We start from the raw sequence: 19,753 nt of genomic DNA, 5'->3' as shown, positions 1-19,753 counted from the left end.
CGGATTGCGGTGCCGCGTGTGGGTTTCGACCCGTCCGTCGAGTCAGTGCGTCGCCGTCCGGACCTCGCGGAGGTCGACGAGATCCTCGGTCAGCCCCTCGCCGTCACAGTCGTCGCTGGGGCAGGCATAGTGCCAGCCGTCGCGGGTCGCCTCCCGCTCCCGGAAGCGGTCGCCGCAGACCCGACAGATCAGTTGCCCGTCCTTGCACGTGTCCCGGTGTAACTCGAGTGCAAGCTCAGTCTGAAACGACTGGTTGCAGCTACGACAGGTGTACATGGTTCAACCCACGCGATCATCCGTCAAAACTGCTTGGGTTCTTTTATTCCGCCGATATCTCCGGTGATACGGCCCCTATCGACCGGTTTACGGTCGACGTCTACGAACAAAAGACTGTTCGAGAGAACGGAGTACGCCGGCTCGAGTCCTACGGATGCTGTCAGATCGACGGCGACAGGGTGCGTTCGTGGTGGTCTGGCGAGGGCCGAGTCCGACTACTCTTCCCGCCCGAGAATGCCGCGTTCGGTCATCTTGACGGGATCGAGCACCTCGTCGGCCTCCGCCTCGGTGAGATACCCCTTCTCGAGGGCGACCTCCCGAACCGTCTTGGCCTCCTTGAGCGCCGTCTTCGCGACCTCGCTGGCCTTGTCGTAGCCGATGTGGACGTTCAGCGAGGTGGCGAGCGCCATCGACTGTTCGACCTGTCGCTCGCAGTGGTCGCGATTGGCCTCGAGCGGGCGGACGAAGCGCTCTGCGAACACCGCACTCCCGTTCGCGATGATCTCGGCGGACTCGAGGAAGTTGTGTGCCAGCACTGGTTTGTAGAGGTTGAGGTCGAGCTGGCCGTCGGCGGCGGCCGCCGAAACCGCCGCGTCGTTGCCGATCACCTGCTTGTGGATCTGGTTGACCGCTTCGGCGACGACGGGGTTGATCTTGCCGGGCATGATCGAGGAGCCGGGCTGGTTCTCGGGCTGTTCGAGCTCGCCGAGGCCGTTTCGCGGGCCGGAGGCGAGCAGACGGAGGTCGTTGGCGATCTTGTTGAGCGAGCCCGCCACCACGCGCAGGGCGCCATGGGCCTCCGACATGGCGTCGTGGGCCGCCTGGGCCTCGAAGTGGTCGTCGGCCTCGCGGAACTGGACGCCGGTCTCCTTGGTGATGTACTCGGCGGCGCGGCCGGGGAACTCGGGGTGAGTGTTGAGGCCGGTGCCGACCGCGGTGCCGCCCAGCGCGAGCTCCGCGAGGTGTTCGCGCACCTTGTCGACGCGGGCGAGCCCCTTCTCGACCTGGGTGCGGTAGCCGCCGAACTCCTGGCCGAGCGTCACCGGAGTCGCGTCCTGGAGGTGGGTTCGTCCGGTCTTCACGACGTCGTCGAACTCCGCCTCTTTCTCCTCGAGCGCGCCCCGGAGGGTGTCGAGGGCCGGAATGACGTCCTTCTCGATCGCCTCGAGGCTCGCGACGTGCATCGCCGTCGGGATCACGTCGTTCGACGACTGGCCGAAGTTGACGTGGTCGTTGGGGTGGATCGCTCGCTCGCCGACCTCGGCGCCGTAGATCTCTGCGGCGCGGTTGGCGATGACCTCGTTGGCGTTCATGTTCGAGGAGGTGCCCGAGCCCGTCTGGAAGACATCGACGGGGAACTGGTCGTCGTGTTTCCCGGCGATGACCTCGTCTGCGGCCTCGATGATCGCCTCCGCCTCCTCGGCGGCGACGAGATCCAGGTCGCGGTTGGCCTGCGCGGCGGCCTTTTTTACGACGCCGAGCGCCCGGACGAACCGGCGGCCGAACGTGATCCCCGAGATGGGGAAGTTCTCGACGGCGCGCTGGGTCTGGGCCCCCCAGTAGGCGTCGGCGGGCACCTGCATCTCGCCCAAGCTGTCCGATTCGGTGCGGAACTCGTCTGCCATAGGCGTGGGGTCACGGCCGGTCAGGTAAAAGCCACCGAAACCCCGCCGCCGTCGCCGTCGGCACCCCGTCGCCGCTCGGCCATCGTCTCCTGGAGACTGCCGCGGGCGTCGCCGTGGACGGCTCTCGCGGTCTCGAGGTCGACGTCGTAAATTGTCGGCGTCGTCCAGAACAGCGTGCGCGAACTCGCGGTGTCGACGACCACCGACGCGAGCCCCAGCCGGCGCTGGAAGATCGACCGCCGCGTCGACACGGTCTGGAGCCGGTAGTAGGGGATCACCGTCGTCCGCCGGCGCCAGAACCCCCGACGGATCACCAGGTGATCGTCGCCGACGTAGTACCCCAGGTTGACGTAGCGCAGGTGGGCCGCCGGCGCCACCGCGAGGAAGACGACGCTCGCGAGGTACCACCGCTCGAGTGCGGTCACCGTCGAGAGCGCGAACGCGAGCGCGACGACGGCGCCGGCGAGGATCGAGTACCGACCGAGGTAGCGCCGTCGAGCGAGCGTCGGCGGGCTCCGGAACCGGGGCGTTTCGACGTCCATGAGCCGCTCTGCGAAGCGGTACGCCCGTCCGCTCCGCGCGAGGGGGACCGCCGACTGGCTGCCGCCGCTGCTCTCGGGGCCGTAGCCCGCCGTCTCGACCCAGAGGCCGGCGTAGCCGATCAGCCGCTGGAGCGGGTTGTCCGTCACCGTCACCGACTGCACCTTCTCGGCGGGGATGCTCCCGCTGTAGCGCTGGAGTAGCCCGCGCTCGTAGACGAAGTCCTCGCCGGCCCGCCCCAGCCGGAAGCCGTAGTACGCCCCGAAGGAGTAGATGACGCTGAAGAGGTAGGTGACGCCCACCGCGTTGAGAAAGGAGATCGCAGTGAACACCGCGTAGTTCCCCGTCGTCCCCGTCTCGAGGTCCGCCGGACCGCCGACCGGCTGGGAGACGGCGAGGAGGTACTCGAGCAGCGGGTCGGTAAACAGGAACGCGAAGAACACCAGCCCGGCGGCGGCCGCCGGCCGGAACGTGGTGAACGCGTACAGGAGCAGCTCCCGTGACCGGAGGTCGAACAGCAGCGTCGGCCGATCGGTCCCCGGAGACACCCCCGACGTCGGCGTCGTCGACTCGAGCGTGGCGGGGGGCCGTCCGGACGCCCCACGATCGGTCTCGAAGACGTCGTCGAGGCCGTCGCGCGAGGGTGCCTCCGTCTCGGCCGTCGGTTCGGCGTTCGCGTCAGCCGCTCCCCGGTCGTCGCGGGCCGCTTTTTCGGCGGTTCGTCGCCGGATTTCGCGCTGTAAGCGGGTCGCTTCGGACTGGGAGACGAACCGGAGTGCGGCTTCGGTGTCCCCGCCGCCGGCGGTTTCGATCGAGACGACCGCGAGGCCGAACAGCCGGTGAAAGACTCCCTGGCGGACGTCGACGTTCTGAATCCGACGAAACGGAATCTCCCGATCGCGCCGGGAGAACACCCCGGAGGCGACGTCGAACGTGTCTCCGGTGAGTTCGTACTCGAAGCGGTAGTAGTACGCGAGTCCGTACGCGGCCCCGAGAACGAGGCCGACCGGAAACACGACGGTCGTCCACGCCGAATCGACGACCCCGGTGATCCCCGAGAGGATCATCACGAGGAAGAACAGGATCCCGCCGATCTGGATGGCGTACCCGAGCGCGTTCACCACGGCCGACAGCGGGTGGAGCCGGTTCCCGCTCATACCGCGTCGTCGGCCTCGCTCTCGACGGCGAGTTCCCTGAGCGTATCCTGGAGGGCTCGTGCGCGTTTCGGCGTTAGCCCCGGCACGCGGACGTCGGCGTTTCGCGAGCCCGCCGTGTAGACGACGACGCTCGAGAGCCCGAGGGCCCGCTCGACCGGTCCGAACTGGGTGTCGACGTGTTGAACCCGAACGAACGGCACCGACGTTTCGACGAAGGTGACGACGCCGCGCTCGAGGTAGAGGGCGTCGTCCTGCAGTTCGAAGCGCCAGAGCTGGTAGAGCCGGACCGCGTAAACGGCGCCCAGAATCACGACGGCGAGGCCGACGCCCGCCTGCGCCGCCGCGGGGACGGCGACGACCCACCGGTCGAGCGCCGCCAGCACGACGCCGAGAACGACCGCGGCGAGCACCGCCTGTGCGATCCAGAGCAGCCGGATGCGCGGATGTAGCGATTCCATATCAGATCCGTCTCAGGAGCGGAGGAAAAAGGTGCGGTTCCGTCGTCCGAACTCGACGTCGACGGGCCACGCTCGTCCCGTCAGCCGGACTCCTGTACGGCAGTTCCGGCGCACGCCGCGGGCCGCCCTGCGGGTGTACCGAGAACTCGGTACTCGGGACAGCAGACCGTCTCACTCCTCGTACTCCTCGGGCGTGTACGTCGACAGCTCGAGGGCGTGAATGTCGGTCGTCATGTGCTCGCCGAGGGCGTCGTACACCTGCTGGTGCTGGACGACCAGGGGAACGCCCTCGAAGGTGGGCGAGACGACGGTCGCCGCCAGGTGGTCGTCGTCGTGCTTACCGCGGGCGCGGGAGACGTCCGCGCTCGCTCCCTCGATACCCTCCTCGATGAGTCGCTCGACGGCTTCGGGATCCATACGAACCGACTCGAGTGCTCGAGGCAAAAACGCCGCGGTCCGCCGCGGCCGGTTCTCAGGCTGTCGGACAACACGACTCGAAGGGCGGCCGCTCGAGTGTGGCAGTCTCCGCGACGACAGCGACGACCCGCGACCGACTTCTCGCCGCGTTCTGTCCGACAGTGTCACTCCCTGTGAACCGACCCCCGAATTTATGTCGGTTCCTCACACTCTCGGCGGTATGTCACTCGCCGCCGAGACCCGCCGCGCCGCCGATTCCCACCCGTTTCTCGTCGCCGCACTCCGGGCGGGGGTCGTGAACTACACCGCCGCCGCCCGGTTTCTCGAGGTCGACGGCGATCCCGACGCGGTCGCGACGGCGCTCCGGCGGTACGCCGACGAGTTGCCGGCCTACGAGCCCCCGGCCAGGGACGCACGGGTGACGATGCAGAGCGGACTCGAGCCGGTGTCGGAGACCGAGGACGCGCTGCTCGTCGTCGGGGACGCCGCCTTCGGCGCCACCGGCGGCGGCTACACGGGCATTCTCGCGACCGGCGACCTCGAGGCGGCGGCGCTCGCGGACGTCCTCGGTTCGCTCGATCTCGCCGACATCGACGTCGCCGCCGCGGGGGTCGGCGCCGACTCGCTGGTGGTCGTCGTCGAGCGCCTCGCCGGGGCCAACGCGGTCCGGGCCGTCGAGCGTGGCCTCGCCGGCGGCGTCCTCGAGGACGCCGTAGCGAGCCATCACACGGTTTAACTTTCGGCCGGGGGTAGGGTGGGGTAATGACCCTGCACGTGACGAACACGTTGACGGGCGAGAAGGAGCCGTTCGAGCCACAGGATCCAGAGAACGTTCTCCTCTACTACTGTGGTCTGACGGTTTCGGATCCGCCCCACCTCGGCCACGCCCGCTCGTGGGTCCACGTCGACGTGATGCACCGCTGGCTCGCCCACGAGGGCTACGGCGTCCGTCACGTCGAGAACTTCACCGACGTCAACGAGAAGATCGTCGCCCGCGTCGGCGAGGACGACCTCGGCGGCGACGAGGCGGCAGTCGCCGAAACCTACGTCGCCCGCACGCTCGCGGACATGCGCGCGCTCAACCTCCTCCGGGCGGAGGTCTACCCGCGAGTCTCCGAACACGCCCCCGAGATAATCGACCTGATCGAGACGCTGCTCGAGAAGGGGTACGCCTACGAGTCGAACGGCTCGGTCTACTTCGACGTCACCGCCTTCCCCGAGTACGGCAAGCTGTCGAACCAGAACCTCGAGGAGATCGAATCCCAGGGCGACCCCGACGAGCGCTCCGAGAAGCGCAACCCGGCCGACTTCGCGCTCTGGAAGGCAGACGGGGTCGACCCGTCGGCGATCGAGGAGCACCGCCACGAGGGCGCGGCGCCGGCCGACCGCGCCTGCGAAACCGCGCTCACGTGGGACTCACCGTGGGGCGAGGGCCGTCCGGGCTGGCACATCGAGTGCTCGGCGATGAGCATGACCCACCTCGGCGAGACCCTCGACGTCCACGTCGGCGGCCGCGACCTCGTCTTTCCACACCACGAAAACGAGGTCGCCCAGTCGGAGGCCGCGACCGGACGGCGCTTTGCGAACTACTGGCTCCACTGCGAGCTGTTCCAGATGGGCGAGGAGAAGATGTCCTCGAGCCTGGGCAACTTCGTCACCGTCGAGGAGGCCGTCGAGCGATGGGGGACGAACGTCCTCAGGACCTTCCTCACGGCGGGGTCGTACAACAGCGCACAGCTGTACAGCGACGAGACGATCGCCGAAGCCGAGGAGCGGTGGGACCGCCTCGAGCGCGCCCACGAGGCCGCCGTCGCGGCCGTCGACTCGCCGGCCGCCGGCACGAAGGTCGACGACGTGGCGCTTCGCGGGGCTGTCGACGACGCGCGAGCGGCGTTCGCGGCGGCGATGAACGACGATTTCAACACGCGGGAGGCGCAGTCGGCGCTGCTCTCGGTCGCGACGGCGATCAACCGGCACCTCGAGAGCGCAGACGGGACGGGAACCGACCGCCCCGCGTACGACTACCGCGGGCTCAGACGCGCGGTCGACACGCTCGAGGAACTCGGCGGCGTCCTGGGACTTTCCTTCGGCGGCGACACCGAGGGAGAGGCCGAACTGGCGGGCGACGTCGTCGACCTCGTCCTCGAGGTGCGCGAGCGCGAGCGAGCGGCCGGAAACTACGAGCGGGCGGACGAGCTTCGGGACGAACTCGAGGCGCTGGGCGTCGAGATACAGGACACCGACGAGGGGCCGACCCACCGGCTGCCCTCGGGTCGCTGAACCGATCTGCCACGCGGTGAGAATCATCACGAGTTTTATCGTTCGGTGTGTAGCTAGTGAGAGACATGCGACGACGAGCGTACCTTGCCGGAGCCAGCGCGACCGGTCTCGCCCTCACGGCGGGCTGTGTGACTGCGGCGCTCGAGGATTACCTCGAGGAGGCGACGACGTTTTCTGCGTCCCCGGCGACCGTCGACGACGAGGTCGCGAGCGACGCCGGTTACACCCACCAGGAGACCACCTCGATCGAAGAGTCTGAGGAGTTCGCCGGCGAAACCGTCGAAGTGACGAACTACCTCACCGAGTACACCCGTTCGGTCGACGTCCCCGGCCTCGGCGAGCTCGAGGCGGGCGTCTTCTCCGTCATCACCTCCCCGCGGGTTAGCGTCGCGGACCAGCAGTTCAACCCGCTCGCCGAGATGGACAGCGAACAGATCGTCGAACTCGTCCAGGACCAGTACGACGGGCTCTCGATCGACCGGCTGCTCGGCAAGCGCGCCGTCAGCGGCCTCGGTCAGTCCGTCTCCGTCGAAACCCACGAGGGGTCGGCGACGCTCCTGTCGGACGCAGAACTGGACATCCTGCTGGACATCGCCCAGCCCGACCACGGTGGCGACCACTTCGTCATCGTCGGCGTCTATCCCGCCGACCTCCCCGACGAGGACGAGCGGGTCGACGCGATGATCGGCGGCCTCGAGCACGACGACTGAGACGATCGTCCGAGGGTCGCGGCGTGACGATTTCCGGCGTCTCACTCTTCGCTCGAGAACAGCGTGTAGTCCTTCTCCGAGGCGGCGAACGGCATGACGGTCGCGTTTCGCTGGGCGACCCACGAGAGCCGGAGGACGAACGACGCCAGGATCGAAAGCGGCGCGAAGCAGGCGACCATCGCGACGAGCGTCGCCCCGACGATCGTAAGCGGCGCCAGCGCCTCGATCGCCGCGAGGTCGTACACCGCGAGCGTCGCCGCGAGGAAGAACTGCGCCGGCAGGCCGACGATCAGGAGCACCCGCGAGAGAAAAGAGAGCTCTTTGGTGATGTAGACCGTCCGGAAGTACTTCCGAGCGACGTCGATGTGGAGCAGGTGCTCGCGGATCGACGCGAACAGATCGCGCTGATCGTCGGAGAGTCGGTCGTCGTACTCGATTTCGACCCGCGAGAGATCGTACAGCTGTTCGGCCTGCGTCGTCCCCAGCGTCGCGGCGATCGCACCGAAGATCTGTTCGTCCGCACCGGCGGTGTCGAGCGCCGTCGTGACGGTTCGAACGTCTTCGCGGAGCGCGCCGACGAGTTCGTCGACCGCCGCGGAGAACTCGTCTCCGGCGGGGTCCGTGATCGTCTCTCGCAGCGCCTGGGCTCGCTTTCCGAGGTTCTCGTGAAGCACGAGCAGGAACGACCCCGGCATCACCGGGCTCACCGCCTGATCCATCACCTCCTGGACCTGATCGCGGTACTCGACGGCGTTTCGGGTTCGCTGCTCGAGGCTTCCCGGCGAGCCGAGTTCCCGCGAGAACACCAGCTGGTTGATCGCGATGACCACCGTGATGAGCGTGAGGTTCCCGCCCAGGAACGCGCTTATCAGCAGATACAGCGGCTCACCGGGCTCTCGAGGGAACAGGTTTACGGCGAGCAGGGCGCCCAACACCAGCAGTATCGCGCCGAGCAACGCGCCGGCGACGATCAGCCGGTTGCCGTCGATTACCACCCACCGGAACGCCGCGTGACGCCAGCCGGTCCGCTCGGATCGCATAGTCTTCGCACACGGAGCAGCCCCCTGAAGCTTCCACCGTCGACCGCCGCGCGACCAATGCCGGACGAGACCTGGCGGCGTCTCGACCGGTTCCGAAGTGACTCGAGCCCGGTTACAGGCCGATCGCGCCGGTCAGCGAGACGCCGCTGGCGAGCGCCCCGAGCAGGTAGCCGGCGATCGCACCGCCGTTGAGCAGCGGCAGCCCCGCGTGCGGGCGTCCCTTGAGGACCATGTGCATCAGGACGAGCAGGCCGGCGATCGTTCCCAGCAGCGCGCCGAGGGCCGGGACGTTGAGGACGATGCCGGGAACGTCGAGCGTTCCCGCGTCGACGAAGTAGGCGGCGCTGGCGACGAGGATCGTCGGGATCACCGCGTCGCCGAGGCCGATGAACAGGGCGTCGCGCTGTCCACCCTCGAGGCCGGCGTCCTCCGGCGATTCGATCCCGCCCTCGCGTTCGGCGTCGGGGTCGGCGTCCATCGCCTCGAGGTAGGAGTAAGAGAGCGTCGTCGGAACCACGAGGACGACCGGGATCTTGAGGTCCATGACGCCCTCGGCGAGGCTGAGCATGTGCTTGGTCTTGTAGACGCTGATGGCGTCGTAGACGGCGAGCACCACCAGCAGGACGAGCGCGGGGAGGAGCCCGAAGCTGATGCCGAACAGGCCGGCCGCGCCGGCGCCCATCACCACCCCGGCGGTGTCGATGACGTACCACTCCGGATAGACGAGCAGCCCGAGACCGACGAGCAGGGCGCCCCCGAGCGCGAGGGCGTTCAGTCCGCCGACGACGATCAGCGGCGGCAGGATCTCGGCGAAGACGAACCACGCCAGAAACACGCTCACCCCGATGATCAGCCCGCGGATGAGCCACTGGACGTCGTACTTGAACGCGGCGAGCATAAAGCCCGTCGCGAGGAGAATCGCCACGAAGTAGACCACGCTGTTCGTCGGGTCCTCGGGGTTCTCGACGGCCTGGCGGTCGGCGTCGTGAAACGGCTCGATCAGCGCCAGCGCACCCAGTTGAACCCCGAGAAACAACAGCACCGTCACCCCGACGGCGGCGAGAACCCGCGCGCGATCGTTCATGCCGCCGGCTTCGCGTGCCTGCCGTATTGGTGTTTCCGTCTCGAGGCGCTGTCATACGGGTGCGTCCTGACTTCAGTGAACTGGGTTGCAAAGTGTGGCTGCGAATGGACCATCGGTTCAATCTTCAGCGGTCAATCAAACGTTCAAGAAAACGGTCATTATCGTGCCTCTTTGATGCCCAATACGTTCCCCAGACAGGAATTGAAAAAAACGGCTACTGCCGCAATAACTACTAAAATAAGTACGAGTATTTCAATCACAGTTCGTCATTCTACGTTGAAAGATATAGCTCTGATGGAGTTCGGACTACACGATACCTACTTCACCTGTACTGAACGTGATATTCAGCTATGGTCTACGTGAACGGAATTTTCGTACCGATTCCGTTCAGCGACCGGTTTCGTTTCCCGTCTCCGCCCGGTCGCGTACAGCGTTATCGTGCGTACAGCGTCGACCCCACGAGCGCGGGCGTGTGAACGCTATCCTCGGGCGTCACCGCGAGGTACGGCCGCTCGACCGGGCCGAAGACGTCGACGACGCGGCCGACGGTCTCGAGCGAATCGTTCAGCACCATCGTCCCGATGTCGACCACGTCGTCGTCCGGCGCCCGAAGGATCGCGAGCCCTTGGGCCGTCCGCGTGACATGACCGACGCGGCGCATACTCATTCGCGCATCGCGACGACGTAGGCCGCCACCGCCTGGACGAGGTCGTTCTTCGTCGAGTCCTCGGCGCCGCGGACGACGACCCGCCCGCGCTGGAGCCAGGACTCTCGAGAGTAAGCCTTGTCGCGTTCGACCACGGCGTCGTAGCCGATCTGCTGGACGGCCTTCGCGATCTCGTCCACCGTCGGCTCTTCGACTGCCAGCTCCTCGGGAACCCGCCGCCCGTCGGCTCGCGAGAGCGCCGCATCGAGATAGGCGGGCCAGATGACGTTCTCGACCATGAGGTGTGCTGTGTGGGCGGGCGAGTAAACGCTTTTCAAAACGGGCCGCGGTCGCGTCGCTCCGTTCGACCCCGCGGTCGCTACCGTCGGCGGACGACGAACCCGAGCAGGGCGACCACGGCGGCGACGGCGACGGGAACGCCGAAGCCGGGGATCGAGTCGTCGTCAGCCGCATCGTCCGCGGGGTCGTCGCCAGCGTCGGCGTCGGTCGCAGTATCGTCTGCCCCCTCGTCGACATCATCGGCGCTCGTATCGTCAGAGCCGTCGTCGGCCGCTTCGAGCTCCGCGTGCGCCTCGGGGTGGACCGCCTCGACGATCGTTTCGACGACCTCGATCACGCTCGGTCCGCCCTGACTCATCGTGTTACCGTCGATGCCGAGGAGGTTGTCCTCCTCGTAGGCGGTCGTCGACTGCGCGCTCTCGGCCAAGTCGGGCTCCGCCCCGTGGTCGGGGTAGATGATCCACTCGGGATCCTCCTCGAGGACGACCTCCTCGCTCGCCTGGCCCCAGCCCTCGATGCCGGCCCGCTCGCCGAGGTTCTCGACGCCAGCGGTCGTCAGCACGTCGTGCTGGAAGCTGCCGGCACCGGCCGTGTACCCCTCGCCCATCTCGTAGAAGGCGAGCGGGCGATCCTCGTCCTCGAGGGCGTCGTCGATCGCCGCCAGGCGCTCGTCCATCCGGTCGACCGTGTCGGCCGCGCTCTCGCACTCGCCGGTGAGCTGCCCCGCGACGTGGGCGTTCTCTTTCACGTCGTCGAGCGTCGTCGCGGTGTCGAAGACGTAGACGGTGAGTCCGGCGTCGCGGAGCTGCTCGAGCAGCCCCTCCTGGGTAAGGACGATGTCCGCGGCCAGCACGACGTCGGGCTCGAGGTCGACGATCGTCTCGATGTCGGGGGTCGTCCCGTCGTCCTGGCTGATGTCGGTTCGGTCGCCCGCGTCGAGAGCGTCGGTGTACTCGCCGATCGGCATCCCGACGACGGCCTCCTCGGCGCCGATGTCGTACGCGAGGCGCGCGTCACCGGGGTACAGCGCGACGACCGCTTCCGGTTCGTCTTCGAGGGTGATCTCCTCGCCCGAGGCGTCGGGTAGCTCGAGCGGGTACTCACACGTCGCGTCGTCCTGGACGGCCGCCTGACCGGCGGGGGCGGCGGCCGCGGGTGCGACCATCGCGAGTGCGGTGAGCGTCGCAACAAGTACGATCAGTAAAGTTCGCATCAGTCGAACCGTGCGTCACACTCCAACAAATATTTGTCTAATGCAAGCGAGCTTGTGTAGTATGGAACGACCGGGCCGAGTACTCGCCTGGACGGGGGGGCTCGTCGCACTCCTCGTCGCCGTCGCAATCGGGAGCGCCGCTCTCGGCCCGGTCAGGATCGATCCGCTCACGGTGTCGAAGGCGACGTTGAACGTCGTCGTCGTCCCCTCGGGGATCGCCCTCGAGTCCGCGACGCTCCCCGGCGTCGGCTGGACGGTGCCGGCGCCGGGGCTCGAGTACGCGCCCGTCTTCGGCTTCGAGGTACCCGGAACCCACCAGATCATCGTCGCCGACGTCCGCCTCCCACGGATCGCGCTCGCGGCGACGGTCGGCTTCGCGCTCGCGGCGGCGGGAACCGTGATGCAGGGGTTCTTCCGAAACCCGCTCGCCGATCCGTCGATCATCGGCGTCTCCTCCGGGGCGGCCGCGGGCGCGGTCGTCGCCATCGCCTTTCCCGCCCTCGTCCCGGTCGGCGGTCTCCACCTGGCGGCGTTCGTCGGTGCGCTCGCCACCGCCTTTCTCGTCTACGCCATCGCGACCGAGGGCGGGCGCACCCCCGTCGCCACGCTGTTGCTCGCCGGGATCGCAGTCCAGGCGTTCCTGGGGGCGTTCATCTCCTACGTGCTCGTCCACAGCGGCGAGAGCCTGCGCCAGGCCGTGATCTGGCTGATGGGCCACCTCCACAACAGCACGTGGAGCGACGTCGGCTTCGCGCTCCCGGTCGCGCTCGCCGGCGTGCTCGTCCTCGGCGCGTTCACCCGCGAGATGAACGTCCTCCTGCTCGGCGAGGAGGACGCCCACCACCTCGGTGTGGAGGTCGAGCGGACGAAACTGCTCCTGCTCTCGCTCGCGAGCGTCATCACCGCGGCGGGGGTCGCCGTCGCCGGCGTCATCGGCTTCGTCGGCCTCGTCGTCCCCCACATCATGCGCCTGATCGTCGGCCCCGACCACCGCATCCTGCTGCCGACGAGCGCGCTCGCCGGGGCGTCGTTTCTCGTCGTAACGGATACGGTGGCTCGAGCGGGCCCCGCCGAAGTGCCCGTCGGCATCGTGACCGCCGCCGTCGGCGCCCCGTTCTTCCTCTTCTTGCTCACCCGCCGGGAGGTGTACGCGCTGTGAGCGACCCCGTCCGCTCCGACGAAGCCACGATCGACGTCGACCGCGTCTCCCACTCGTTCGGCGACGTCTCGGTCCTCGAGGACGTCTCGATGACCGCCGACGCAGGCGAGTTCGTCGGCCTCATCGGCCCCAACGGCGCCGGGAAGACGACCCTGCTGCGGACGATCAGCGCGGCCCTCGAGCCCGCCTCGGGGACCGTCGCGGTCGACGGCGCCGACGTCCACGGCCTGTCCGCCGCGGGCTCGAGCCGCCTGGTCGCCGTCGTGCCACAGGACACCGCGCTCTCGTTTTCCTTCCCCGTCCGCGACGTCGTGGAGATGGGGCGTCACCCTCACCGCTCGCGGTTCGCACCGCCCACCAACCGCGACCGGGCGCAGGTCGACCGGGCGCTCGAGCGCACCAGAACGTCGACCTTCGCGGACCGGGGAATCGACGAGATCAGCGGCGGCGAGCGACAGCGGGTGTTGCTGGCGCGCGCGATCGCCCAGGAGACACCCGTCCTCCTGCTCGACGAGCCGACGGCCAGCCTCGACGTCAACCACCAGATCGAGACCCTCGAACTCGTCGACGACCTCGTCGACGACGGCCGGACCGCCGTCGCCGCGATCCACGACCTGAACCTCGCGGCGCGCTACTGCGACCGGCTGGTGTTGCTCGCCGGCGGCCGCGTCGCCGCCGACGGAGCGCCCGAGGACGTGCTCACCCCCGGGGCGCTCGAGACGGCGTTCGACGCGGCCGCAGCGGTGACCGACGATCCCGTGACGGGGACGGTGTCGGTCACCGCGCTCCCCCGTCCGGAGGGACGAGCGCTTCCCGACCGGGTTCACGTCCTGGGGTCGGGGTCGACGGCCGCCGCGGTCCTCTCGCGGCTCTCGGCCGGCGGCGTCGACGCCTCCGCCGGCCCCGTCCCGGACGGCGGAAGCGTCGCCACGGCCGCCCTGCGGTGCGATCGCGAGTGTCTCACGGTCGAGCCGTTCGCCCCGCTCTCGGCTGGCGCTCGAGACGCCGCCGCGGACCGAATCCGCGAAGCCGATGTCGTCGTCCTGGCGGACCTCGAACTCGCCGCCGGCAACCAGTTGCTGCTGGAGACGGTCGCCGACGTCGACGCGCTCGTGGCCGTCGAACGCCATCCGCTCGAGGACCGGAACTTCGCCGGCGAGGCGGCGCGCCGTCGCTACGAGACGTTGCGATCGCGCGCGCTCGAGGCCGAGCCGGCGGACGTGCTCGAAGCGGTCGCCGCGGCCGCCGGCTCGTCGGTCGACTCGAGGCGCGAGTCGCGCTCACCGCCTCCCGACGAGCCGGCGGCCGACGACTGAGACGGTCTGCCGTGCCGACGATCGCCACAGCGGCGTGGCGGGTCGCGGCTCCGCCGGACCTGACGACGGGAGTCCGCGTCAGCGGTCGGCGGCCCGACCCGAACCGCCGTCCGAGCGGCAACTGGACGGTTTTTTACCCCTCCGTCCCCGAGGGGTCGACAATGACCGAGACCGAGTACGACTACGACGAACTCGGGCTCGTCGCCGGGCTGGAGATCCACCAGCAACTCGACACGGCGGCGAAGCTGTTCTGTGCCTGTCCGACCGAACTGCGCGAGCCGGAGGCGTCGGTTCGCGAGTTCACCCGCTACCTCCACCCCACCCGGAGCGAGCTGGGCGAACTCGACGAGGCCGCCGTCGAGGAGAGCAAAGTCGACCGCGAGTTCACCTACCTCGCCTACGACTCGACCTGCCTCGTCGAGGAGGACGACGAACCCCCCCACCGTATCGACGAGGAGGCGGTCGAGACGGTGCTCGAGGTCGCCCAGCTGATGGACATGGAGCCGGTCGACCAGGCCCACGTCATGCGAAAGATCGTCGTCGACGGCTCGAACACCTCGGGCTTCCAGCGCTCCTCGCTCGTGGCGACCGGCGGTGCGATCGAGACGAGCGAGGGAGCCGTCGGCATCGAGGACATGATGCTCGAGGAGGAGAGCGCCCAGCGGGTCGAGGAAACGGACGACGGCGTGGTCTACAGCCTCGACAGGCTGGGGATTCCACTGGTCGAGATCGGCACGGCCCCGGACATCGGCTCGCCCGAGCAGGCCCGCGAGGCCGCCGAGCGGATCGGGATGCTGCTTCGCTCGACGGGGAAGGTAAAGCGCGGCCTGGGAACCATCCGCCAGGACGTCAACGTCTCCATCGCCGACGGCGCCCGCGTCGAGATCAAGGGCGTCCAGAGCCTGGACGACATCGACGACATCGTCCGGACCGAGGTGGGTCGACAGGCCGAACTCGTCCAGATTGCGGCGGAACTCGAGGCCCGCGACGCCGCCGTCGGCGAACCCGCCGACGTCACCGACGTCTTCGCGGAGACCGACAGCGGCGTGATCGCCGGGGCGTTGAACTCCGGCGGTTCGGTGACGGCCGTCCCCCTCTCCGGCTTCGACGGCCTCGTCGGCCGCGAAATCGCCCCCGACCGCCGGCTGGGCACCGAGCTCTCCGATCACGCCAAGCGCCACGGTGCGGGCGGCATCTTCCACACGGACGAACTGCCGGCCTACGGCGTCACCGAGGAGGAGGTCGCGGCGCTACGGGAATCGGTGGACGCTGGCGAGGAGGACGCCGTCGCCATCGTCGCGGCCGAGACCGAAGTCGCGGAATCCGCCATCGAGGCCGTTGCCGCCCGCGCCGAGACGGCACTCGAGGGCGTTCCCGAGGAGACTCGCGGCGCGAACGAGGACGGCAGCACCCGGTACCTGCGCCCGCTGCCGGGCGCCGCGCGGATGTACCCCGAGACGGACGTGCCGCCGGTTTCCCTCGATCCGAGCGAGGTTCCCGAACCCGAACTGCTCACCGAGAAGGTCGAGCGCTACCAGGCGGAGTACGACATCGACGCCGGCTTGGCGGAGCAGGTCGCCTACGGCAGGCGGATGCCGGTCTTCGAAGCCGTCGTGGCCGACGGCGTCGACCCGACGCTCGCGGCGACGACCCTCGAGTCGACGGTCACGGAGCTGCGCCGGGACGGCGTGCCCGTCGCGAACCTCGCTCGTCACCACTTCGAACAGGTGTTCGGCATGGCCGAAGGCGGCGATCTCGCCCGGGAGGGCGTCCCGGACCTGCTCTCGGCGCTGGCCCGCGAGCCGGACCGCTCGGCCGAGGAAGCCGCCGAGGCCGCCGGACTCGGATCGGCCGGCGAGGACGAGGTCCGCGAGGCGGTCGTCGAGGTCGTCGAGCGAAACGAAGACCAGGTCGAGCAGGAAGGGATGCAGGCGTTCTCGGGGCTGATGGGCGAGTGCATGGGTGCCCTGCGCGGGAAGGCCGACGGCGACCTCGTCAGTCGGCTGCTCCGCGAAGAGATACAGAAGCGGGCCTGAAACGGAACATAACCCGGGTTACTCCGTTCGGCGCTCGGGTCGATCGGTCGCTCGGCGCAACAGTCCCAGAAAGGTGTTGACCTCGCGCTCGGTCGGGTCGGCCCGGCCGTACACCCGACGGATCATCCGCATCGTCTTCTCGCGCTTCTCTTCGGGGTGGTTGAGTTCGACCAGCAGCCGCTCCCACTGATCGTAACAGCGCTCGAGCAGCGGCTCCGGTGCCCGGACCCGCTCGATATCGGGAAGCTGGGTTTCGTGAGGCGCGAGGGTCAGCGAGCGGAGTTCGTAGAGGGTGATCGTCGCCGCCTGCCCGAGATTGAGGACGGGGTAGTCGGCGTTAGCGGGGATCGAACAGATCTCGTCGATCCGCTCGAGTTCCTCGTTCGTGAGCCCGACGCGTTCGCGGCCGAAGACGAGCGCGGTCGGGGCCTCGACGGTCGGCAGCCGCTCGGCGAGCTCCGCGGGGGTGGAGAACGGAAATCGGATGTGGTTCCGGTCGTCCTCGTTGGTCACCGCGGTACAGCCGATCGTGTGGTACTCCGAGACGAGTTCGTCGAACGTGATCTCGGTCGCGTTCGGCAGGATATCGTCTCTGGCGTGGCCGGCGAAGCCGTAGGCCTCGCCGTCTGGATCGAGCGCCGGTGGATCGACGAGCAACAGGTCCTCGAAGCCGAAGTTCTTCATTGCCCGCGCGATGGTGCCGACGTTACCCGGCGTCTGCGCGTCGACGACGGCGACGGCGGGGGGCGCTCGTCGGGACGCCGATCCCGCCGCGGGCGAGCCGCGGTCGCCACCGTGGGTCATTTCGACGGATACTCCGAGCCGAGGTCGACGCCGCTGTCGCGGATCTCCTCCTCCGTGAGGCCGACGCGGTCGGAAACGTCGTCGTCCATCAGTTCCTCGTATTCGTCGGGGTCCGGCTTCGGCGGCTTCGGGAGGTCGTCGGGATCCGTGGAGACGTACTCCATCCCCTCGTAGCCCTCCGGTGCGCGCCCGCCCTCGAGGAACCACTCGTAGAACCGGTCCTCGAACTCCTCTTCGCCCTGGTACTCGCCGCCGCCGTCGCGGCGGAACCAGTAGACGAAGTCGGGTTCGTGTTCCTCACAGAGGACGACCTCCGAGAGCGGTTCGCCGTAGACGTAGCGGGCGGTGTTACACTCCTCGAGATTCGCGTCGCCGTGGATCAGCCAGCAGGCGTTACACGGCGCGTTGTAGAGGGTGCTCTGGAGGCGAATCAACCGCTCGCGGTCGTTTTTCGGCATCTCCTCGAGCGGACGGAACTCGCCGTTCTCGTCGAGGATGTCGTCCTCGTCGAAGCGCCAGCCCAGCATCCCGATGCTGACTTTGCCCATACCGAGTCGTTTCGCGCGGGCGGACAAAAAGTGCCTGTTCGGCGGATTCGTCGCCACTCCGTCGATCGCCGCCGTCAGAACCGCGGCCTCTTTTTAGCTGCCCTCCCGAGTCCGGGTATGAACAGCGTCGACGCGGGGGGCCTCGAGATCGGCGACGGCCACCCGCCTCGGATCATGGGCGTGTTGAACGTCAGCGAGGAGTCCCCGTACAACCCGAGCGTCTTCGACGATCCGGCGGACGCCGCCCGGTACGTGGATCGCGAACTCATCGGGGAGGGCGCCGACATCGTCGACATCGGCCTCGAGTCCGCCAACAAGCGCTTCGACGTGCTCACCGCGGAAGCGGAACTCGAGCGCCTGCACGTGGCCCTGGAAACCATCGATCGGGTGTCCGGCGAGGCGGTGTTCTCGATCGAGACCCGGTACGCCGGGGTCGCAGACGAGGCGCTCTCGAGCGGGTTCGACGTGGTCAACGACATCTGCGGCTTCGCGGACCCGGAGATGCCGACCGTCTGTGAGGACCACGACGCGGCGGTAGTCAAGATGGCGAGTCCGCCGGACCTTGAGCGGCCGGGAGCCGTCGAGGAGACCGACTGGGCCGCCCGGAAGTCCCCCGAGTGGGCCGAGTCGGCCGAGTACGTCGACATGGTGTACGAGGCGCTGAAACAGAACGGACTCACCGAGAAGACGATCGTCGACCCCGCCTTCGGCGGGTGGAGCGAGTCCCAGACGCTCGAGAACGACCGCGACACGTTTCACAGGCTGCGGGAGTTTCGCGCGCTCGGGAAACCGATCCTGGTCTCGATCAACCGGAAGAACTTCCTGGGGGAGATCGCCGGCCGCGAGACCGACGAGCGGCTACCGGTGAGCCTCGCGGCGACCTCGATGGCCGTCGAACGCGGCGCGCACGTGATCCGCACCCACGACGTCGCCGAAACCCGCGACGCGGCGCTGATCGGCGCGGCGTTCACCGACCGCGAGCGCTACAGCGCGGACGGCGTCGACGTCTCCCGACTCGAGGCGGGTTCGACCCGCGAACTCCGGGCCCGCCTCGCCGACGCCGACGTCGATCCCGAACTGGCCGGCGACTGGGTCCACCAGGCGTTCGTCGTCGAGGGGCTCTCCGAGGCCGACCGTACCCGGCTCGAGGCCGTCGCAACCGAACACGGCGCGGTGTGTGTCGAGTTACCAACTAACGAGATACTCTTGCTCGGAAGCGATTCGGCAATTTCGATCGTTTGGAGGCGTCTCGAGCGAGAACGCGGCGGCCTGTCCACGATCCGTGACGCGCTTGCAGAATCGGTACGGTAAGAGAAAGCTTATGGCGGAGGCTTCGCAAGAGAGGAGTGGACGCCGGGGCGCCTCCCGGGTAGGGGTACTTCGGAGGCACTCCCGGTCCACATCGCGGAATTATTGTGGTGTTACGCCGCCTAGTGACGAGCATGGAGTTCGAGGAGTGGGAACCGGTCTACGAAGAGATCCTGCGCGACTTCGGCTTCGAACGTGGCGCAGACGAGCGGGCACGGGACGTGCTGGCCGAGCTGACGGCTCCGTTCGATCTCGACCGCCTCTCGTCGGCTCGCGGCGCACGCGTCGCGGTTGCGGGCGCCGGCCCGTCGATCGACTCCGCACGAGCGCTCGAGCGCGCGAGCGCGGCGGACGTCGTGTTCGCGGCCTCGACGGCTGCGGACGTCCTCGCCGACGGCGGCGTAGTCGTCGACTGTCTGGTGACCGACCTCGACAAGAACCCCGAGACGGCCGTCGCGCTGACCGAGCGCGAAGTTCCGGTCGCCGTCGCCGCACACGGGGACAACGTGCCCGCCGTTCGGGAGGTCGTCCCGCGGTGTCGGGACGAGTTCGTCCTCCCGACGACCCAGGCCGCACCCGCGGGACCGGTCCGAAACGTCGGGGGGTTCACCGACGGCGACCGGGCGGCGTTCCTGGCGGACCACCTGGGCGCCGCCGAACTCGTCTTCGTCGGCTGGGACTTCGACGACCCCGCCGTCGACCCGATCAAGGCGCGAAAACTCGGGTGGGCCGAGCGGCTACTCTACTGGCTCGAGAGTCGTCGGGGGGAGCGCTTCGAGGTACTCGACGGACGGCGCGAGGGGATCGAGACGACGGGGCTGCCCCTCGAGTGAGCC

20 protein-coding genes are annotated in these 19,753 nt (G+C 68.5%); 8 read left to right on the top strand and 12 right to left on the bottom strand.

What is annotated here, in order from left to right:
• Positions 1 to 42: 42 nt before the first annotated feature.
• The 5 genes from NMQ11_RS07435 to NMQ11_RS07415 form a co-directional block, all read right to left on the bottom strand.
• The gene (locus NMQ11_RS07435; RefSeq protein WP_255170768.1) at positions 43 to 276 is read right to left on the bottom strand and encodes an HVO_2901 family zinc finger protein; all 234 of its coding nucleotides are present in this window, start codon (positions 274 to 276) and stop codon (positions 43 to 45) included.
• A gap of 215 nt (positions 277 to 491) precedes the next feature.
• On the bottom strand, positions 492 to 1,901 hold the full coding sequence (locus NMQ11_RS07430; protein ID WP_255170767.1) for a class II fumarate hydratase: 1,410 nt from the start codon (positions 1,899 to 1,901) through the stop codon (positions 492 to 494).
• 20 nt (positions 1,902 to 1,921) lie between these two features.
• A complete protein-coding gene (locus NMQ11_RS07425) occupies positions 1,922 to 3,598 on the bottom strand; it encodes a PH domain-containing protein (protein WP_255170766.1) in 1,677 nt (558 codons plus the stop codon).
• Positions 3,595 to 4,056: a PH domain-containing protein gene (locus tag NMQ11_RS07420; RefSeq protein WP_255170765.1), complete on the bottom strand. Its 462-nt coding sequence runs from the start codon at positions 4,054 to 4,056 to the stop codon at positions 3,595 to 3,597. Before NMQ11_RS07420 ends, NMQ11_RS07425 begins: the two co-directional genes overlap by 4 nt.
• 171 nt (positions 4,057 to 4,227) lie before the next feature.
• Complete coding sequence (locus NMQ11_RS07415; RefSeq protein ID WP_255170764.1) at positions 4,228 to 4,473, bottom strand: BolA family protein; 246 nt, start codon at positions 4,471 to 4,473, stop codon at positions 4,228 to 4,230.
• Between the two features lie 220 nt (positions 4,474 to 4,693).
• On the opposite strand from NMQ11_RS07415, the gene NMQ11_RS07410 reads away from it, so the two are divergent.
• The 3 genes from NMQ11_RS07410 to NMQ11_RS07400 all read left to right on the top strand — a co-directional run bounded on the left by NMQ11_RS07410 (position 4,694) and on the right by NMQ11_RS07400 (position 7,463).
• Complete coding sequence (locus tag NMQ11_RS07410; protein WP_255170763.1) at positions 4,694 to 5,209, top strand: DUF7523 family protein; 516 nt, start codon at positions 4,694 to 4,696, stop codon at positions 5,207 to 5,209.
• Positions 5,210 to 5,235: 26 nt separating this feature from the next.
• Entirely contained in the window at positions 5,236 to 6,753 is a 1,518-nt protein-coding gene (gene cysS, locus NMQ11_RS07405; protein WP_255170762.1) for a cysteine--tRNA ligase, read from the top strand.
• Positions 6,754 to 6,818: 65 nt separating this feature from the next.
• On the top strand, positions 6,819 to 7,463 hold the full coding sequence (locus tag NMQ11_RS07400) for a DUF6517 family protein (protein ID WP_255170761.1): 645 nt from the start codon (positions 6,819 to 6,821) through the stop codon (positions 7,461 to 7,463).
• Positions 7,464 to 7,504: 41 nt separating this feature from the next.
• On the opposite strand, the gene NMQ11_RS07395 is transcribed toward NMQ11_RS07400, so the two are convergent.
• From NMQ11_RS07395 to NMQ11_RS07375, 5 genes are all read right to left on the bottom strand, one after another.
• Entirely contained in the window at positions 7,505 to 8,503 is a 999-nt protein-coding gene (locus NMQ11_RS07395) for a DUF7972 family membrane protein (RefSeq protein ID WP_255170760.1), read from the bottom strand.
• A 112-nt stretch (positions 8,504 to 8,615) separates the two neighbouring features.
• Positions 8,616 to 9,587, bottom strand: coding sequence for a presenilin family intramembrane aspartyl protease PSH (locus NMQ11_RS07390; protein ID WP_255170759.1), 972 nt, complete (start codon positions 9,585 to 9,587; stop codon positions 8,616 to 8,618).
• A 433-nt stretch (positions 9,588 to 10,020) separates the two neighbouring features.
• Entirely contained in the window at positions 10,021 to 10,248 is a 228-nt protein-coding gene (locus NMQ11_RS07385) for an H/ACA ribonucleoprotein complex subunit GAR1 (protein WP_255170872.1), read from the bottom strand.
• Between the two features lie 2 nt (positions 10,249 to 10,250).
• Complete coding sequence (gene srp19, locus NMQ11_RS07380) at positions 10,251 to 10,532, bottom strand: signal recognition particle subunit SRP19 (RefSeq protein ID WP_255170758.1); 282 nt, start codon at positions 10,530 to 10,532, stop codon at positions 10,251 to 10,253.
• 80 nt (positions 10,533 to 10,612) lie between these two features.
• A complete protein-coding gene (locus NMQ11_RS07375) occupies positions 10,613 to 11,746 on the bottom strand; it encodes a PGF-CTERM-anchored ABC transporter substrate-binding protein (protein ID WP_255170757.1) in 1,134 nt (377 codons plus the stop codon).
• Between the two features lie 61 nt (positions 11,747 to 11,807).
• Between NMQ11_RS07375 and btuC the strand changes: the two genes are divergently transcribed.
• From btuC to gatE, 3 genes are all read left to right on the top strand, one after another.
• Complete coding sequence (gene btuC, locus NMQ11_RS07370) at positions 11,808 to 12,905, top strand: vitamin B12 ABC transporter permease BtuC (protein WP_255170756.1); 1,098 nt, start codon at positions 11,808 to 11,810, stop codon at positions 12,903 to 12,905.
• Positions 12,902 to 14,221, top strand: a complete 1,320-nt coding sequence (locus tag NMQ11_RS07365; RefSeq protein WP_255170755.1) for a heme ABC transporter ATP-binding protein — start codon at positions 12,902 to 12,904, stop codon at positions 14,219 to 14,221. The genes btuC and NMQ11_RS07365 overlap by 4 nt, the downstream gene beginning before the upstream one ends.
• A 161-nt stretch (positions 14,222 to 14,382) precedes the next feature.
• On the top strand, positions 14,383 to 16,257 hold the full coding sequence (gene gatE / locus NMQ11_RS07360; RefSeq protein ID WP_255170754.1) for a Glu-tRNA(Gln) amidotransferase subunit GatE: 1,875 nt from the start codon (positions 14,383 to 14,385) through the stop codon (positions 16,255 to 16,257).
• A gap of 18 nt (positions 16,258 to 16,275) precedes the next feature.
• Here gatE and NMQ11_RS07355 read toward each other — a convergent pair whose 3' ends face one another.
• Positions 16,276 to 17,061: an RNA methyltransferase gene (locus NMQ11_RS07355; protein WP_255170753.1), complete on the bottom strand. Its 786-nt coding sequence runs from the start codon at positions 17,059 to 17,061 to the stop codon at positions 16,276 to 16,278.
• Positions 17,058 to 17,609 carry a DUF8114 family protein gene (locus tag NMQ11_RS07350; RefSeq protein ID WP_255170752.1) on the bottom strand — a complete coding sequence of 184 codons (552 nt, stop codon included), beginning with the start codon at positions 17,607 to 17,609 and terminating at the stop codon, positions 17,058 to 17,060. The genes NMQ11_RS07355 and NMQ11_RS07350 overlap by 4 nt, the downstream gene beginning before the upstream one ends.
• A gap of 117 nt (positions 17,610 to 17,726) precedes the next feature.
• Here NMQ11_RS07350 and folP point away from each other — a divergent pair, with 117 nt between their 5' ends.
• Both folP and NMQ11_RS07340 read left to right on the top strand, forming a co-directional pair.
• Positions 17,727 to 18,920 carry a dihydropteroate synthase gene (gene folP / locus NMQ11_RS07345; protein WP_255170751.1) on the top strand — a complete coding sequence of 398 codons (1,194 nt, stop codon included), beginning with the start codon at positions 17,727 to 17,729 and terminating at the stop codon, positions 18,918 to 18,920.
• Positions 18,921 to 19,051: 131 nt separating this feature from the next.
• Positions 19,052 to 19,750 carry a 6-hydroxymethylpterin diphosphokinase MptE-like protein gene (locus NMQ11_RS07340; protein ID WP_255170750.1) on the top strand — a complete coding sequence of 233 codons (699 nt, stop codon included), beginning with the start codon at positions 19,052 to 19,054 and terminating at the stop codon, positions 19,748 to 19,750.
• Positions 19,751 to 19,753 lie beyond the last annotated feature (3 nt).

The sequence above is a fragment of the Natrononativus amylolyticus genome (assembly GCF_024362525.1).
GTDB classification, from domain to species: Archaea; Halobacteriota; Halobacteria; order Halobacteriales; family Natrialbaceae; genus Natrononativus; species Natrononativus amylolyticus.
Note: the sequence above shows the minus strand (reverse complement) of the source record. Positions and strands in the feature narration are given on the sequence as shown.

What these genes read in the sequence shown, in the direction of transcription:
- NMQ11_RS07435 (WP_255170768.1), bottom strand. Translation starts at nt 276, where the DNA reads ATGTACACCTGTCGTAGCTGCAACCAGTCGTTTCAGACTGAGCTTGCA.
- NMQ11_RS07430 (WP_255170767.1), bottom strand. Translation starts at nt 1,901, where the DNA reads ATGGCAGACGAGTTCCGCACCGAATCGGACAGCTTGGGCGAGATGCAG.
- NMQ11_RS07425 (WP_255170766.1), bottom strand. Translation starts at nt 3,598, where the DNA reads ATGAGCGGGAACCGGCTCCACCCGCTGTCGGCCGTGGTGAACGCGCTC.
- NMQ11_RS07420 (WP_255170765.1), bottom strand. Translation starts at nt 4,056, where the DNA reads ATGGAATCGCTACATCCGCGCATCCGGCTGCTCTGGATCGCACAGGCG.
- NMQ11_RS07415 (WP_255170764.1), bottom strand. Translation starts at nt 4,473, where the DNA reads ATGGATCCCGAAGCCGTCGAGCGACTCATCGAGGAGGGTATCGAGGGA.
- NMQ11_RS07410 (WP_255170763.1), top strand. Translation starts at nt 4,694, where the DNA reads ATGTCACTCGCCGCCGAGACCCGCCGCGCCGCCGATTCCCACCCGTTT.
- cysS (WP_255170762.1), top strand. Translation starts at nt 5,236, where the DNA reads ATGACCCTGCACGTGACGAACACGTTGACGGGCGAGAAGGAGCCGTTC.
- NMQ11_RS07400 (WP_255170761.1), top strand. Translation starts at nt 6,819, where the DNA reads ATGCGACGACGAGCGTACCTTGCCGGAGCCAGCGCGACCGGTCTCGCC.
- NMQ11_RS07395 (WP_255170760.1), bottom strand. Translation starts at nt 8,503, where the DNA reads ATGCGATCCGAGCGGACCGGCTGGCGTCACGCGGCGTTCCGGTGGGTG.
- NMQ11_RS07390 (WP_255170759.1), bottom strand. Translation starts at nt 9,587, where the DNA reads ATGAACGATCGCGCGCGGGTTCTCGCCGCCGTCGGGGTGACGGTGCTG.
- NMQ11_RS07385 (WP_255170872.1), bottom strand. Translation starts at nt 10,248, where the DNA reads ATGCGCCGCGTCGGTCATGTCACGCGGACGGCCCAAGGGCTCGCGATC.
- srp19 (WP_255170758.1), bottom strand. Translation starts at nt 10,532, where the DNA reads ATGGTCGAGAACGTCATCTGGCCCGCCTATCTCGATGCGGCGCTCTCG.
- NMQ11_RS07375 (WP_255170757.1), bottom strand. Translation starts at nt 11,746, where the DNA reads ATGCGAACTTTACTGATCGTACTTGTTGCGACGCTCACCGCACTCGCG.
- btuC (WP_255170756.1), top strand. Translation starts at nt 11,808, where the DNA reads ATGGAACGACCGGGCCGAGTACTCGCCTGGACGGGGGGGCTCGTCGCA.
- gatE (WP_255170754.1), top strand. Translation starts at nt 14,383, where the DNA reads ATGACCGAGACCGAGTACGACTACGACGAACTCGGGCTCGTCGCCGGG.
- NMQ11_RS07355 (WP_255170753.1), bottom strand. Translation starts at nt 17,061, where the DNA reads ATGACCCACGGTGGCGACCGCGGCTCGCCCGCGGCGGGATCGGCGTCC.
- NMQ11_RS07350 (WP_255170752.1), bottom strand. Translation starts at nt 17,609, where the DNA reads ATGGGCAAAGTCAGCATCGGGATGCTGGGCTGGCGCTTCGACGAGGAC.
- folP (WP_255170751.1), top strand. Translation starts at nt 17,727, where the DNA reads ATGAACAGCGTCGACGCGGGGGGCCTCGAGATCGGCGACGGCCACCCG.
- NMQ11_RS07340 (WP_255170750.1), top strand. Translation starts at nt 19,052, where the DNA reads ATGGAGTTCGAGGAGTGGGAACCGGTCTACGAAGAGATCCTGCGCGAC.